At 60.4% G+C, this 15,656-nt stretch carries 13 protein-coding genes; 12 read left to right on the forward strand and 1 reads right to left on the reverse strand.

The genetic code is table 11. The annotated features are described in order from the left end of the window. The first annotated feature begins 11 nt into the window (after positions 1–11). Positions 12–581 (forward strand): lipocalin family protein, encoded by a 570-nt coding sequence (locus ACA060_RS01660; protein ID WP_497297025.1) that lies wholly within the window; start codon positions 12–14, stop codon positions 579–581. Positions 582–702: 121 nt separating this feature from the next. Here ACA060_RS01660 and ACA060_RS01665 read toward each other — a convergent pair whose 3' ends face one another. Further along, positions 703–2,067 (reverse strand): formimidoylglutamate deiminase, encoded by a 1,365-nt coding sequence (locus ACA060_RS01665; protein WP_497315026.1) that lies wholly within the window; start codon positions 2,065–2,067, stop codon positions 703–705. A gap of 146 nt (positions 2,068–2,213) precedes the next feature. Here ACA060_RS01665 and hutC point away from each other — a divergent pair, with 146 nt between their 5' ends. From hutC to hutG, 11 genes are all read left to right on the forward strand, one after another. Beyond that, positions 2,214–2,924 (forward strand): histidine utilization transcriptional repressor HutC, encoded by a 711-nt coding sequence (hutC, locus tag ACA060_RS01670; RefSeq protein WP_178082336.1) that lies wholly within the window; start codon positions 2,214–2,216, stop codon positions 2,922–2,924. Further along, positions 2,921–3,490 carry a HutD/Ves family protein gene (locus ACA060_RS01675; protein ID WP_497315028.1) on the forward strand — a complete coding sequence of 190 codons (570 nt, stop codon included), beginning with the start codon at positions 2,921–2,923 and terminating at the stop codon, positions 3,488–3,490. Before hutC ends, ACA060_RS01675 begins: the two co-directional genes overlap by 4 nt. 477 nt (positions 3,491–3,967) lie before the next feature. Beyond that, complete coding sequence (gene hutU, locus ACA060_RS01680; protein ID WP_109627511.1) at positions 3,968–5,656, forward strand: urocanate hydratase; 1,689 nt, start codon at positions 3,968–3,970, stop codon at positions 5,654–5,656. 155 nt (positions 5,657–5,811) lie between these two features. Beyond that, on the forward strand, positions 5,812–7,284 hold the full coding sequence (locus ACA060_RS01685; RefSeq protein ID WP_109627513.1) for a purine-cytosine permease family protein: 1,473 nt from the start codon (positions 5,812–5,814) through the stop codon (positions 7,282–7,284). A 68-nt stretch (positions 7,285–7,352) separates the two neighbouring features. Next, on the forward strand, positions 7,353–8,321 hold the full coding sequence (locus ACA060_RS01690; protein WP_497315030.1) for an ABC transporter substrate-binding protein: 969 nt from the start codon (positions 7,353–7,355) through the stop codon (positions 8,319–8,321). Between the two features lie 70 nt (positions 8,322–8,391). Beyond that, on the forward strand, positions 8,392–9,243 hold the full coding sequence (locus tag ACA060_RS01695; RefSeq protein WP_109627516.1) for an ABC transporter permease: 852 nt from the start codon (positions 8,392–8,394) through the stop codon (positions 9,241–9,243). Beyond that, positions 9,240–10,070, forward strand: coding sequence for a quaternary amine ABC transporter ATP-binding protein (locus ACA060_RS01700; protein WP_109627517.1), 831 nt, complete (start codon positions 9,240–9,242; stop codon positions 10,068–10,070). The genes ACA060_RS01695 and ACA060_RS01700 overlap by 4 nt, the downstream gene beginning before the upstream one ends. Before the next feature lie 170 nt (positions 10,071–10,240). After that, complete coding sequence (gene hutH / locus ACA060_RS01705) at positions 10,241–11,764, forward strand: histidine ammonia-lyase (RefSeq protein ID WP_497315033.1); 1,524 nt, start codon at positions 10,241–10,243, stop codon at positions 11,762–11,764. A gap of 118 nt (positions 11,765–11,882) precedes the next feature. Further along, positions 11,883–13,415 carry a histidine ammonia-lyase gene (gene hutH, locus ACA060_RS01710; protein WP_461978655.1) on the forward strand — a complete coding sequence of 511 codons (1,533 nt, stop codon included), beginning with the start codon at positions 11,883–11,885 and terminating at the stop codon, positions 13,413–13,415. A 101-nt stretch (positions 13,416–13,516) separates the two neighbouring features. Next, complete coding sequence (hutI, locus tag ACA060_RS01715) at positions 13,517–14,722, forward strand: imidazolonepropionase (protein WP_497315035.1); 1,206 nt, start codon at positions 13,517–13,519, stop codon at positions 14,720–14,722. 10 nt (positions 14,723–14,732) lie between these two features. Beyond that, complete coding sequence (gene hutG, locus ACA060_RS01720; protein ID WP_497315036.1) at positions 14,733–15,536, forward strand: N-formylglutamate deformylase; 804 nt, start codon at positions 14,733–14,735, stop codon at positions 15,534–15,536. Positions 15,537–15,656 lie beyond the last annotated feature (120 nt).

The following is a 15,656-nucleotide window of genomic DNA, read 5'->3' on the forward strand; positions in this document are numbered from 1 at the left end:
GGAGAAAAACAATGAAGCGGTTATTGATACTCCTTTTTGCCGGCCTGGTATTGGCCGGCTGCGCCACTTCTGGCACAGATCCGTTGGCACCGAAAACCGTCAACAGCGTCAATCTCAAGAAATACCAGGGCACCTGGTACGAGTTGGCCCGTCTGCCGATGTATTTCCAGCGCAACTGCGCGCAATCCGAAGCCCATTACACGCTCAAGCCTGACGGCAACGTGTTGGTGCTGAACCGCTGCCTGACGGCGGACTGGCAATGGGAAGAGGCCAAGGGCACGGCTTATCCACAAGTGCCGGGCAAGACCGACAAGTTGTGGGTCGAGTTCGATACCTGGTTCTCGCGATTGCTGCCGGGTGTAGCGAAAGGGGAATACTGGGTGCTGTACGTCAGCGACGATTACAAGACTGCCATCGTCGGTGACCCGAGCCGCAAGTACTTGTGGCTGTTGTCGCGGACGCCGACGGTTAACGGTGTAGTGCGTGAAGAACTGCTGAGCAAGGCGCGTCAGCAGGGCTACGACACCACGCGGTTGATCTGGCGTGCGTCGGATACGCAGATGGCCAAGACCTCGAACTAGCAGTCACCGAAGATTAAAACTGTGGGAGCGAGCCTGCTCGCGATAGCGGACTGTCAGTCAACATCCTTGTTGAAGCTGATGACCCTATCGCTAGCAGGCTAGCTCCCACATTTATTTTGTGTCAGCCGAGGAGATCGCGCAGGACTTGGGTGAACGCCTGATTGCTCTCTTCTTCTGCGGCATGCCGCCCATCCCGCACCACCCATTGGCCATTGACCAGCACATCCCGAACCTGGCGATCGCCACCGGCAAACAACCAGCGATTCAGAATCCCGTCACCACTGGCCGTCGCCAGGTACGGATCGTTGCCGTCCAGCACCAGCCAATCCGCACGTTTCCCCACTTCCAACGCACCAATCGGCTGGCCCAGCGCCTGAGCGCCGCCATCCAGCGCCGCGTCATACAGTGTGCGGCCAACCATCGGCTGATCCGCGCCATACAACCGGTTACGCCGCTGATCGCGCAGGCGCTGGCCGTATTCCAGCCAACGCAATTCTTCCACCACGCTCAACGACACATGGCTGTCGGAGCCGATGCCCATCCGCCCACCCTGAGCGAGGAAATCCACCGCCGGGAAGATCCCGTCGCCGAGGTTGGCTTCGGTGGTCAGGCATAAACCGGCGATGGCGCGACTCTTGGCCATCAGCGTGACTTCTTCCGGGTTGGCGTGAGTCGCGTGGACCAGGCACCAGCGCTGATCGACTTCGGTGTTTTCGTACAGCCATTGCAGCGGACGGCGGCCGCTCCAGGCGATGCAGTCGTCGACTTCTTTCTGCTGTTCGGCGATGTGAATGTGTACCGGGCATTGCTTGTCGCTGGCCGCCAGTACTTCGCTGATCTGCTGCGGTGTGACCGCGCGCAACGAGTGAAAACACAAGCCCAGCGACTGCGCCGGTTGCTGCGCCAGGATCGGCTGCAAACGCGACTGAAGCGTGAGGTAGTTTTGGGTGCTGTTGATGAAGCGGCGCTGGCCGTCGTTCGGAGTCTGGCCGCCGAAACCGGAATGGCTGTAGAGCACCGGCAGCAGGGTCAGGCCGATACCGGCGGAGCTGGCCGCCTGGCTGATCCGCAGCGCCAGTTCGGCGGGATCTGCATACGGTTGGCCGTTGGTGTCGTGGTGTACGTAATGAAATTCCGCGACCGATGTGTAACCGGCCTTGAGCATTTCGATGTACAGCTGACGCGCAATGACGCCGAGTTGATCCGGGCTGATTTTTCCGACGAGCCGGTACATCAGATCGCGCCAGGTCCAGAAACTGTCGTTCGGATTACCCGCCACTTCCGCCAACCCGGCCATGGCCCGCTGGAAGGCGTGGGAGTGCAGATTCGGCATTCCCGGCAGCAACGGACCGCTTAGCCGTTCGGCGCCATCTGCGTGGGAATCGGCCTGGATATGGGTCATTACGCCATCGGCGCTGACCTCAAGACGTACATTGTTGGCCCATCCACTAGGCAGCAGCGCGCGTTCGGCAAAGAAGGCGGACATGGTTCAGCACCCCATCGTGTGTTATTTGTATATACATATACAGACGTTTGCCTGCTCGGTAAACTCCGGCAAGCTAGTAACCCTAACCAAACGAACAAGGATTAACCGTGCCGACTCCGCCTGCAGTCTCTCCGTTGGCCGCACACATGGGCGACAGTCCGGCGCCCTTGTACGCCCGCGTCAAACAAATGATCACCCAACAAATCGACAGTGGAAACTGGCCGCCGCACTACCGCGTTCCGTCGGAAAGCGAGCTGGTCAACCAACTCGGTTTCAGCCGCATGACCATCAACCGCGCCCTCCGCGAAATGACCGCCGACGGTCTGCTGGTGCGCATGCAAGGTGTCGGCACCTTCGTCGCCGAACCGAAAAGCCAGTCCGCGCTGTTTGAGGTGCATAACATCGCCGACGAAATCGCCTCCCGTGGTCATCGCCACACCTGCAAGGTGATCACCCTCGAAGAAGAGGCGGCCGGTTCCGAGCGTGCGTTGGCGCTCGATATGCGCGAAGGCCAGCGGGTTTTCCATTCGCTGATCGTGCATTTCGAAAACGACATTCCGGTGCAAATCGAAGACCGTTTCGTCAACGCGCTGGTCGCCCCGGACTATCTCAAGCAAGACTTCACCCTGCAAACGCCTTACGCCTACCTGAACCAGGTTGCGCCGTTGACCGAAGGCGAGCACGTGGTCGAGGCGATTCTGGCCGAGGCCTCCGAGTGCAAGTTGCTGCAGATTGAAAAGGGTGAACCGTGCCTGCTGATTCGTCGCCGCACCTGGTCCGGCCGTCAGCCAGTGACCGCTGCCCGCTTGATCCACCCCGGTTCCCGTCATCGTCTGGAAGGTCGGTTCCATAAATGAATGAAATGAAAGTCTTACGCGCAAAAGATTACCCGCGCATGCCGTGGAAAAACGGCGGCGGCAGCACTGAAGAAATCACCCGTGACGCGGGAACAGGCCTCGACGGTTTCGGCTGGCGCCTGTCGATTGCCGATATTGGCGAGTCGGGCGGTTTCTCGACATTCGCCGGCTATGAGCGGGTGATCACCGTATTGCAAGGCGACGGCATGACCTTGCGGGTTGATGGCCAGGACACTCGGCCATTGTTACCGCTGGACCCGTTTGCTTTCAGCGGCGAGAGTCAGGTCTCGTGCACCTTGCTCGGTGGACCGATCCGAGACTTCAACCTGATTTATGCACCGCAGCGTTATAGCGCGCGGTTGCAGTGGCTGGACGGTGAGCAGCGGTTCTTCAGTTCGGCCGGAACGGTGCTGGTGTTCAGTGTCACCGAGTCGCTGGAAGTGAAGGTCGGTAACAGCGATGTACAACTGGGTCGCCATGATTGCCTGCAACTCGACGGTAATACCGGTCTGCTGGAAGTCTCCAGCAATGGCGCCTGCTGTGTGATCGAACTGACCGCACGCTGATTAACTGCTGAAGCAATCCAATGTGGCGAGGGGATTTATCCCCGTTGGGTCGCGAAGCGGCCCCAAAAAAAGGTCTGCTGCGCAGCCCAACGGGGATAAATCCCCTCGCCACAAAAGCAATCACCTTTCCTGTTTCTGAATGCGCACCACTTTGTTACCGAACGCCCCAGCGTGGCGCAAAACCCCGCTCAAGTAACAGCTGCCTCCCCTCCGCAAAATCCCCCGCGAAAAATTTCATCTTGGTCAAAACCCTTGATCCAAAGGCCTTCCAGCATTCCCAAAACTTTTCTTGAACACCGATCCAGCAAGTTGGCCGCTTGATTGCATATGCTTGTATGTACAAGTAAAGACGTATGCGTATGAGTCGATCGAGACTCCTCGCAGCGTCCACTGATTCGCTTGTGACGCGTTGGCGCGCACAGGCTGGCTTACCCACCGCCAGGGTTGGTTTGGATTGATCGCTGAGGAGTCTTTTTCGTGACTGACAATACCCAGAAACCTACGAAGTATCGTGACGTTGAAATCCGTGCCGCGCGCGGTAACAAGCTGACCGCCAAGAGCTGGCTGACTGAAGCGCCGCTGCGCATGTTGATGAACAACCTCGACCCGGAAGTCGCCGAGAACCCTAAAGAACTGGTGGTTTACGGTGGTATCGGTCGCGCGGCACGTAATTGGGAATGCTACGACAAGATTGTCGAGAGCCTGACCAACCTGAACGACGACGAGACCCTGCTGGTGCAATCCGGCAAGCCGGTCGGCGTGTTCAAGACTCACACCAACGCCCCGCGCGTGCTGATCGCCAACTCCAACCTGGTGCCTCACTGGGCGAGCTGGGAACACTTTAACGAACTGGATGCCAAGGGCCTGGCCATGTACGGCCAGATGACCGCCGGCAGCTGGATCTACATCGGCAGCCAGGGCATCGTTCAGGGCACCTACGAAACCTTCGTCGAAGCCGGTCGCCAACACTACAACGATGACCTGAAAGGTCGTTGGGTCCTGACCGCAGGCCTCGGCGGCATGGGCGGTGCTCAACCTCTGGCCGCCACCCTTGCCGGCGCGTGCTCGCTGAACATCGAATGCCAGCAGGTCAGCATCGATTTCCGCCTGAACAGCCGTTATGTCGATGAGCAAGCCACCGACCTCGACGACGCACTGGCCCGCATCGAGAAATACACCAAAGAAGGCAAGGCGATTTCCATCGCGCTGCTGGGTAACGCGGCAGAAATTCTGCCGGAACTGGTCAAGCGCGGCGTGCGCCCGGACATGGTCACCGACCAGACCAGCGCCCACGACCCGCTCAACGGTTACCTGCCAGCCGGCTGGACTTGGGAAGAGTACCGCGCTCGCGCCAAGACCGAGCCAGCTGCCGTGGTCAAAGCCGCCAAACAATCGATGGCCGTGCACGTTAAAGCGATGCTCGAATTCCAGAAAATGGGCATCCCGACCTTCGACTATGGCAACAACATCCGTCAGATGGCGCAAGAAGAAGGCGTGGAAAACGCATTCGACTTCCCAGGCTTCGTACCGGCTTACATCCGTCCACTGTTCTGCCGCGGCATCGGTCCATTCCGTTGGGCTGCACTGTCGGGCAACGCGGAAGACATCTACAAGACCGACGCCAAGGTCAAAGAACTGATCCCGGACGACGCCCACCTGCACAACTGGCTGGACATGGCGCGCGAGCGCATCAGCTTCCAAGGGCTGCCGGCGCGTATCTGCTGGGTGGGCCTGGGCCTGCGCGCCAAGCTCGGCCTGGCGTTCAACGAAATGGTTCGCAGCGGTGAATTGTCCGCGCCAATCGTGATCGGTCGCGACCACCTCGACTCCGGCTCGGTCGCCAGCCCGAACCGCGAAACCGAATCGATGCAGGACGGTTCCGATGCCGTGTCCGACTGGCCACTGCTCAACGCTCTGCTGAACACCGCGAGCGGCGCGACCTGGGTTTCCCTGCACCACGGCGGCGGCGTCGGCATGGGCTTCTCCCAGCACTCGGGCATGGTGATTGTCTGCGACGGTACTGACGAAGCGGCCGAGCGTATCGCTCGCGTGCTGCACAACGACCCGGCGACCGGTGTCATGCGTCACGCCGATGCGGGTTACCAGATCGCGATCGACTGCGCCAAGGAACAAGGGCTGAACCTGCCGATGATCACCGGCAAATAAACAACCCATGTAGCAGCTGCCGAAGGCTGCGTTAAGGGCCGAAGGACCTTCGTTCCACGTTGGAATGCCGGGGTCGCTTCGCAACCCAACGCAGCCTGCGGCAGCTGCTACAGGGATTGCGCAAACCTACAATAACAATCCACAGAGGTTGAATCATGGCTGTTAACAGCGATCGTGCAGGCAGTAAACCGTTGATCGAGACGCGCTCGATCGACTACATCCCGGAAGCGGAAAGACACGGTCGTCTGTTGAGCCAGTTCACCCTGTGGATGGGTGCAAACCTGCAAATCACCGCCATTGTGACCGGCGCTCTGGCCGTCGTACTGGGCGGTGATGTGTTCTGGTCGTTGATCGGTTTGCTGATCGGGCAACTGATCGGCGGTGGCGTGATGGCGCTGCATGCTGCGCAAGGGCCCAAGCTTGGCCTGCCGCAGATGATCTCCAGCCGCGTGCAGTTCGGCGTGTATGGCGCGGCCATCCCGATCGTGCTGGTGTGCCTGATGTACCTCGGATTCACCGCAACGGGAACCGTGCTTTCCGGCCAGGCGCTGGGCCAGTTGTTTGGCGTCAGCGACAGCGTCGGCATCCTGATTTTCGCCAGTGTCATCGTGCTGGTCACAGTGCTCGGTTATCGGGTGATCCACTGGATCGGCCGTGTTGCCAGTGTCATTGGCGTGATTGCCTTCGTTTATCTGTTCAGCCGTCTGATGAGTCAGGTTGATGTTGGCGCACTGTTGCAAATCCGCCATTTCAGCTGGAGCAGTTTCTTGCTCGCGGTTTCGCTCGCGGCATCCTGGCAGATCGCTTTCGGCCCTTACGTGGCTGACTACTCTCGCTACCTGCCGAGCAAGATTTCGTCGGTGAAAACTTTTTTTGCCGCAGGCGCAGGTTCGGTCATTGGTGCGCAGGTAGCGATGGTCCTCGGCGTGTTCGCTGCCGCATCGGCCAACGGCCAATTCGCCGGCCACGAAGTGGCCTATATCGTAGGTTTGGGCGGTACCGGTGCCACCGCTGCGCTGCTGTACTTCAGCATCGCGTTCGGCAAGGTCACCATTTCCACGCTCAACTCCTACGGCAGCTTCATGTGCATTGCGACCATCATCAGCGGTTTCCGTGGTGAGCTGAAGGTCACGCGCTTGCAGCGTCTGGTCTTCGTGCTGGTCATCGTCGGTGCTGCGACCCTGATGGCGTTGCTCGGTCAGCACTCGTTCCTCGGTGCGTTCAAGTCGTTCATCCTGTTCCTGCTGGCGTTCTTTACGCCATGGAGCGCGATCAACCTGGTGGACTACTACTGCATTACCCGCGAGCGCTATGACGTGCCGGCGTTGGCGGATCCGAACGGTCGCTACGGCCGTTGGAACGCCCTCGGTATCAGCGTCTATGTCTTCGGAGTACTGGTGCAGTTGCCGTTCATCGCCACCAAGTTCTATACCGGTCCGCTGGTAGAAGTTCTGGGTGGTGTGGATATTTCCTGGATCATCGGTCTGGTGCTTCCCGCAGCCCTGTATTACGTGTGCGCAAAAAAATGGCACGGCTCGGTACCCGATCACCTGATTCTGCCGGTTGAGCAGGACAGCGTTGTACAACAAAAAACAAGTGGGGCTGGTCGCGCTGCGGCGCAGGCCTGATTGGACGTGGACAGGGCTGGATGCCTCTTGACTGCCGTAAGCCAACTCATGATTAGGAGCGTCAAACAATGAAATCGAACAAGACCCTGCTGACCACATTGCTTTCCATGGGCCTGCTGGCCAGCGCCGGCGCTACTCAGGCCGCCGGTTGGTGCGAGTCGGGCAAACCGGTGAAGTTTGCCGGCCTGAACTGGGAAAGCGGCATGCTGCTGACCGACGTGATGCAAATCGTGTTGGAGAAAGGTTACGACTGCAAGACCGACAGCCTGCCGGGCAACTCTATCACCATGGAAAACGCCCTGAGCAGCAACGACATTCAAGTGTTTGCCGAAGAGTGGGTCGGCCGCAGCGAAGTCTGGAACAAGGCCGAGAAGGCCGGCAAGGTTGTCGGTGTTGGCGCTCCGGTCGTTGGTGCAATCGAAGGCTGGTACGTGCCGCGCTACGTGATCGAAGGCGACGCCAAGCGCAAGCTGGAGCCAAAAGCCCCGGACCTGAAAGCGATTGCCGATCTGGGCAAATACGCTGCCGTGTTCAAGGACCAGGAAGAGCCATCCAAAGGCCGTTTCTACAACTGTCCGGCCGGCTGGACCTGTGAACTCGACAACAGCGAAATGCTGAAAAGCTACGGCCTGGAAAGCACCTACACCAACTTCCGTCCGGGCACCGGCCCGGCGCTGGATGCCGCGGTGCTGTCGAGCTACAAGCGTGGCGAGCCGATCCTGTTCTACTACTGGTCGCCAACCCCGCTGATGGGCCAGGTCGACCTGGTCAAGCTTGAAGAAAAGCCAGGCGTGGACAAAAGCGTGAGCATCAAGGTCGGCCTGTCCAAGACCTTACACGAGCAAGCCCCGGAACTGGTGGCCGTGCTGGAAAAGGTCAACCTGCCAATCGACCTGCTCAACCAGAACCTCGGGCGTATGGCCAAAGAGCGGATCGAGTCGCCAAAACTGGCCAAGATCTTCTTGAAGGAACATCCTGAAGTCTGGCACGCATGGGTGAGCGAAGACGCAGCCAAGAAAATCGACGCGGCCTTGTAGGTTGAGCCTCTCCGACTGCCGGCGACAGCAGTCGGACGCTTGATCGCAACCCCTTGATTGAGAGTCTCTTATGTTTCCCGAAAGCTTTACCTTTTCCATCGCCGACTGGGTCAACAGTTGGGTCGATTCGCTGGTCACCAACTACGGCGACGTGTTCCGGCACATCTCCGACACCCTGTTGTGGGCCATCGTCAATCTTGAAGGGCTGCTGCGAGCAGCGCCGTGGTGGCTGATGCTGGCGATCGTGGCGGGCGTTGCCTGGCACGCGACCCGCAAAGTCGTGACCACTTCCGTGATCGTCGGCTTGCTGTTCCTGGTGGGCGCGGTCGGCCTCTGGGACAAGCTGATGCAGACCCTGGCGCTGATGATGGTCGCGACGGTCATTTCGGTGCTGATCGGCATTCCGCTGGGCATCCTCTCGGCCCGCAGCAATCGCCTGCGTTCGGTGCTGATGCCGTTGCTGGACATCATGCAGACCATGCCGAGTTTCGTGTACCTGATCCCGGTGCTGATGCTGTTCGGCCTGGGCAAGGTCCCGGCGATTTTCGCCACCGTGATCTACGCCGCGCCACCGCTGATCCGCCTGACTGACTTGGGCATCCGCCAGGTTGACGGTGAAGTGATGGAAGCGATCAACGCCTTCGGTGCCAACCGCTGGCAGCAACTGTTTGGCGTGCAACTGCCGCTGGCCCTGCCGAGCATCATGGCCGGGATCAACCAGACCACCATGATGGCCCTGTCGATGGTGGTAATTGCCTCGATGATCGGTGCCCGTGGCCTGGGTGAAGATGTGTTGGTGGGGATTCAGACCCTCAACGTTGGACGTGGCCTTGAGGCCGGTCTGGCGATCGTGATTCTGGCAGTGGTGATCGACCGCATTACTCAGGCGTATGGTCGGCCACGGCATGAGGTGAGCAAATGAACAACGAAGCCATCAGCAAAATCGAAGTCAAAAACGTCTTCAAGATTTTCGGCAACCGCTCCAAGGAAGCGCTGGGCATGATTGGCCAGGGCAAGACCAAGGATCAGGTGCTGGCCGAGACCGGCTGCGTGGTCGGCGTGAACGACCTGTCGTTGAGCATCGGCACCGGCGAGATCTTCGTGATCATGGGCCTGTCGGGTTCCGGCAAATCGACCCTGGTGCGCCACTTCAACCGCCTGATCGACCCGACCAGCGGCGCGATCCTGGTGGACGGCGTGGACATCCTGCAATACGACATGGAAGCCCTGCGCGAATTTCGCCGGCACAAGATCAGCATGGTGTTCCAGAGCTTTGGCCTGCTGCCGCACAAGACCGTGGTGGACAACGTCGCCTACGGCCTGAAAGTGCGCGGCGAGAGCAAGCAAATGTGTTCCGAGCGCGCGCTGCACTGGATCAACACCGTGGGCCTGAAGGGCTACGAAAACAAATACCCGCACCAGCTCTCGGGCGGCATGCGTCAGCGAGTGGGCCTGGCCCGCGCCTTGGCGGCGGACACCGACATCATCCTGATGGACGAAGCCTTCAGTGCGCTCGACCCGCTGATCCGCGCGGAGATGCAGGACCAGTTGCTGGAACTGCAAAAGACCCTGCACAAGACCATCGTCTTCATCACCCACGACCTCGACGAGGCGGTGCGGATTGGTAACCGCATTGCGATCCTCAAGGATGGCCGCCTGATTCAGGTCGGTACGCCAAGAGAGATCCTGCATTCGCCGGCGGATGAGTATGTCGACCGGTTCGTGCAGCGGCGCGCGGCGGTGGTTTAAAGAGATTTGCGGTGATCGGGCGGGCCTCATCGCGGGCAAGCCCGCTCCCACAGGGATTGGTTGTGTTGCACAAATTTTCTTCACACAACAGAACACTGTGGGAGCGGGCTTGCCCGCGATGGCGCCGGTAAAGCTGCATCAATATTCAAGTTGTACGCACGAGGTCAAAGATGTCCCAGGCTGAAAAAATCGTTATCGCCGACGCCCCGTTGCGTTGGCAGGATGTGGTCGCCGTCGCCCGTCATGGCGCGCAACTCGAGCTGTCGAGCGAAACCTGGGCACGCATCGAAAACGCCCAGGCCATCGTCCAGCGCATCGTCGCCAGCGGCGAGCGCGCCTATGGCGTCAACACAGGCCTGGGTGCCTTGTGCAACGTCTCGCTCAAAGACGAACAACTCAGCCAACTGTCGCGCAACACATTGCTCAGTCACGCCTGTGGCGTTGGCGCGCCGCTGGCCGACGAGCAGACTCGCGCGATCATGTGCGCGGCGATCCGCAATTACAGCCACGGCAAATCCGGCATTCATCGCCGTGTGGTCGAAGCCCTGCTGGCGCTGCTCAATCGCGGTATCACCCCGCAAGTGCCGTCCCAGGGTTCGGTCGGTTACCTGACCCACATGGCCCACATCGGCATCGCGCTGTTGGGTGTCGGCAATGTCAGCTATCGCGGGCAGATCGTTTCTGCGCAGCAAGCCCTGGCCGAAGAAGGTCTGCAACCGGTCCAGCTCGGTGCCAAAGATGGCCTGTGCCTGGTCAACGGCACGCCGTGCATGACCGGCCTCAGCTGCCTGGCGATTGCCGACGCGACGCGTTTGGTGCAATGGGCCGACGTGATCGGCTCCATGAGTTTTGAAGCCCTGCGTGGCCAGATCGCGGCGTTCGATGCCGAGATCATCGCGCTCAAACCGCACCCCGGCATGCAGCAAGTCGGGATCAACCTGCGGGCATTGCTGGATGACAGTGAAGTAATTGCGTCGAGCAAAGGCATTCGTACGCAGGATGCGCTGAGCATCCGTTCGATTCCGCAGGTTCACGGCGCTGCACGGGATCAACTGACGCATGCGATCAGCCAGATCGAAACCGAACTCAACTCGGTCACCGACAACCCGATGCTGCTGGGCACGCCGGATGATTTCCGCATCATGTCCCAGGCCAATCCGCACGGTCAGTCCGTGGCATTGGCGGCCGATTTGCTGGCCATCGCCATGGCCGAAATCGGCTCTATTGCCGAGCGTCGCCTCGATCGCTTGATCAACCCGCACGTCAGCGGCCTGCCAGCCTTTTTGGTGGCCAATCCCGGGGTGAATTCCGGGATGATGATCGTCCAGTACGTCGCCGCTTCGCTGTGCGCGGAAAACCGTCAGTTGGCGCAACCGGCCGTGCTCGACAACTACGTCACTTCGGGCCTGCAAGAAGACCACTTGAGCATGGGCACCAACGCGGCGTTGAAGCTGCATCGTGCGCTGGAAAACTGCACGCAGATCCTCGCCATCGAGTACCTGCTGGCGGCTCAGGCATTTGAATTTCTCAAGGAACAACGTTTTGGCGCAGGCACCGACGCCGCGTGGCGACTGCTGCGTGAACGCGTCCCGGCTTACGATCAGGACCGTTGGCTGGCGCCGGACATTGCCGCCGCTGCCGGCGTGTTGAAAGACTCGAATTTGCTGCACAAGGCGTTACCGAACCTCAACTGATTCCACATCAAACCAGCGTGCCAAGGCGCCAGCCCCCCACAAGGCGGGAAGCGACGGACAACGGACATCTCCGGAGCGTCTGGTTAGTTAACAAGAAGACTCTCAAAAGGAGATAAAAGTGACTGCGCTAAATTTGATTCCCGGCCAACTGAGCCTTGCCCAACTGCGTGATATCTATCAGCAGCCGGTCAAAATCACCCTCGACAACAGCGCCTCGGCCCAGATCGAAGCCAGCGTTGCCTGCGTGGAACAGATCCTCGCCGAGAACCGCACCGCCTACGGCATCAACACCGGTTTCGGCCTGCTGGCCTCGACCCGCATCGCCAGCGAAGACCTGGAAAACCTGCAGCGCTCGCTGGTGCTGTCCCACGCCGCCGGTGTCGGCGAGCCGATCAGCGATGCGCTGGTGCGGTTGGTCATGGTGCTCAAGGTCAACAGCCTGAGCCGTGGTTTTTCCGGCATTCGTCGTGTCGTGATCGACGCACTGATCGCGCTGATCAACGCCGAGGTTTACCCGCACATTCCATTGAAAGGCTCGGTCGGTGCCTCCGGTGACCTGGCGCCTCTGGCCCACATGTCGCTGGTGCTGCTGGGCGAAGGCAAGGCTCGCTACAAAGGCGAGTGGATGGAAGCGACCGAAGCGCTGAAAATCGCCGGCCTGACGCCGTTGACCCTGGCGGCGAAAGAAGGCCTGGCGCTGCTCAACGGCACACAGGTTTCCACTGCTTACGCGCTGCGTGGCTTGTTCGAAGGCGAAGACCTGTTCGCTGGCGCCGTGGCGATTGGTGCCCTGACGGTTGAAGCGGTATTGGGCTCGCGCTCGCCGTTCGATGCGCGCATCCACGCTGCCCGTGGCCAGAAAGGCCAGATCGACGCCGCCGCCGCTTACCGCGATCTGCTGGGTGAACGCAGTGAAGTGTCCGACTCGCACCAGAACTGCGAAAAGGTCCAGGACCCGTACTCCCTGCGTTGCCAGCCTCAAGTCATGGGCGCCTGCCTGACCCAGTTCCGCCAGGCTGCTGAAGTGTTGGCCGTCGAAGCCAACGCGGTTTCCGACAACCCGCTGGTGTTCGCCGCTGAAGGCGACGTGATTTCCGGCGGCAACTTCCACGCCGAACCGGTGGCCATGGCCGCTGACAACATGGCCCTGGCCATCGCTGAAATCGGTTCCCTGAGCGAACGCCGCATCTCGCTGATGATGGACAAACACATGTCGCAACTGCCGCCGTTCCTGGTGGCCAATGGCGGCGTGAACTCCGGCTTCATGATCGCCCAGGTGACCGCTGCGGCACTGGCCAGCGAGAACAAGGCGCTGTCCCATCCGCATTCGGTGGACAGCCTGCCGACTTCCGCGAACCAGGAAGACCACGTGTCCATGGCGCCGGCTGCGGGCAAGCGTCTTTGGGAAATGGCCGAAAACACTCGCGGTGTTCTGGCGGTGGAGTGGTTGGCGGCCGTTCAGGGGCTGGATTTGCGCGAAGGTCTGAAGACCTCGGCGAAGCTGGAAAAGGCTCGCGGGATTCTGCGTAACGAAGTGCCGTTCTATGAGAAGGATCGCTTCTTTGCGCCGGACATCAATGCGGCGACCGAGTTGTTGGCGACGCGTTGCCTGAATGAACTGGTGTCGGCCAAGCTTTTGCCGAGCCTGTGATGTACTCATCGCCAGCAGGCTGGCTCCCACAGTTGTAATGCGCATCCCTGTGGGAGCCAGCCTGCTGGCGATTCGATTTTGAATAATGTGGAGACTACGGGATGAAAACTCTCTGGCAACACTGCCACGTCGCAACCATGGCGCAAGGCGTCTACTCGATCATCGAGGACGCGGCCATCGTGACGTCCGGTGCGCACATTGAGTGGGTCGGCCCGCGCAGTGAACTGCCGGCTGGGGAATACCCGGCCGTCAACGATTTGAAAGGGGCCTGGGTTACGCCGGGCCTGATTGACTGCCACACCCACACGGTGTTCGGCGGTAACCGCAGCGGTGAATTCGAACAGCGCCTGCAAGGCGTCAGCTACGCGGAAATCGCAGCCGCCGGTGGCGGCATCGCCAGCACCGTGCGCGCCACCCGCGCAGCGACCGAAGACGAGCTGTTCGCCAGCGCCGCCAAGCGCCTGAAAAGCCTGATGCGCGACGGCGTGACCACGGTCGAAATGAAATCTGGCTACGGCCTCGACCTGGCCAGTGAACGCAAGATCCTGCGAGTGATCCGTCGCCTCGGTGCCGAGCTGCCGGTGAGCGTGCGCAGCACCTGCCTCGCCGCTCACGCGTTGCCGCCGGAATACGCGGATCGCGCCGACGACTACATCGATCACATCTGCGCGGAAATGCTCCCGGCCCTGGCCGCCGAAGGGTTAGTGGATGCGGTGGACGCGTTCTGCGAATACCTGGCGTTTTCACCGGCACAGGTCGAGCGCGTGTTCATCACCGCGCAAGAGCTGGGCTTGCCGGTGAAGCTGCACGCCGAGCAATTGTCGTCCCTGCACGGGTCGAGCCTCGCCGCGCGTTACCACGCACTGTCCGCCGATCACTTGGAATTCATGACCGAAGACGACGCCATCGCCATGGCCAAATCCGGCACTGTCGCGGTGCTGCTGCCTGGCGCGTTCTACTTCCTGCGCGAAACCCAGTTGCCGCCGATGGAGGCCCTGCGCAAACACGGCGTGAAAATCGCCATCGCCAGCGACCTCAACCCCGGCACTTCGCCGGCGCTGTCGCTGCGCTTGATGCTGAACATGGCCTGCACCTGTTTCCGCATGACCCCGGAAGAAGCCCTTGCCGGTGCAACCATCCATGCCGCCACCGCGTTGGGCATGGCCGATACTCACGGTTCGCTGGAAGCCGGCAAGGTCGCGGACTTCGTCGCCTGGCACATCGATCGTCCCGCCGACCTGTCGTACTGGCTGGGCGGTGACCTGGAAAAACGCGTCGTGCGTCACGGCGTCGAAACGAGCGTTTAGGAGAACAGTTGTGGATAAGGTTCTGAACTTCAAACAAGGCCGCGTGCCGCTGCTGATCAGCATGCCCCACGCCGGCCTGCGCCTGACCCCGGCGGTCGAGGCCGGGTTGATCCCCGATGCGCGCAGCCTGCCTGACACTGACTGGCACATTCCGACACTGTATGAATTTGCTGCCGAGCTGGGCGCCAGCACCTTGGCTGCCGAATATTCACGGTTTGTCATCGACCTGAACCGGCCGTCCGACGACAAGCCTTTGTATGTCGGCGCGACCACCGGTCTGTATCCGGCAACGCTGTTCGACGGCATTCCCTTGTTTCGCGAAGGGATGGAACCGACGGCGGCCGAGCGGGCAACCTATCTGGAACAGGTGTGGACCCCTTATCACACCACCTTGCAGAACGAACTGGCACGACTCAAAGCCGAGTTCGGCTACGCGTTGCTGTTCGATGCGCATTCGATCCGCTCGATCATCCCGCACCTGTTCGAAGGCAAACTGCCGGACTTCAACCTGGGCACCTTCAACGGCGCCAGTTGCGATCCACAGTTGGCCACTCAGCTGGAAGCGATCTGCGCGAAGCACACCGATTACAGCCATGTGCTGAACGGTCGCTTCAAGGGCGGACACATCACCCGGCATTACGGCAACCCGGCCGAAAATATCCACGCGGTGCAACTGGAGCTGGGGCAGTGCACGTACATGGAAGAGTTCGAACCGTTCCGCTACCGCCCGGATCTGGCTGGGCCGACGCAAGTGGTGCTCAAGGAATTGCTGCAAGGCCTGCTGGCCTGGGGCAAAAACCACTACAAGCACTAGAACCTGTCGCATAACCCTGTGGGAGCGAGCTTGCTCGCGATGGCGGACTGACAGGCAACAATAATGTTGAATGTTGTGGCCTCATCGCGAGCAAGCTCGCTCCCACAGGTTATGTGTTTA

The sequence above is a fragment of the Pseudomonas sp. LBUM1671 genome (genome assembly GCF_059695685.1).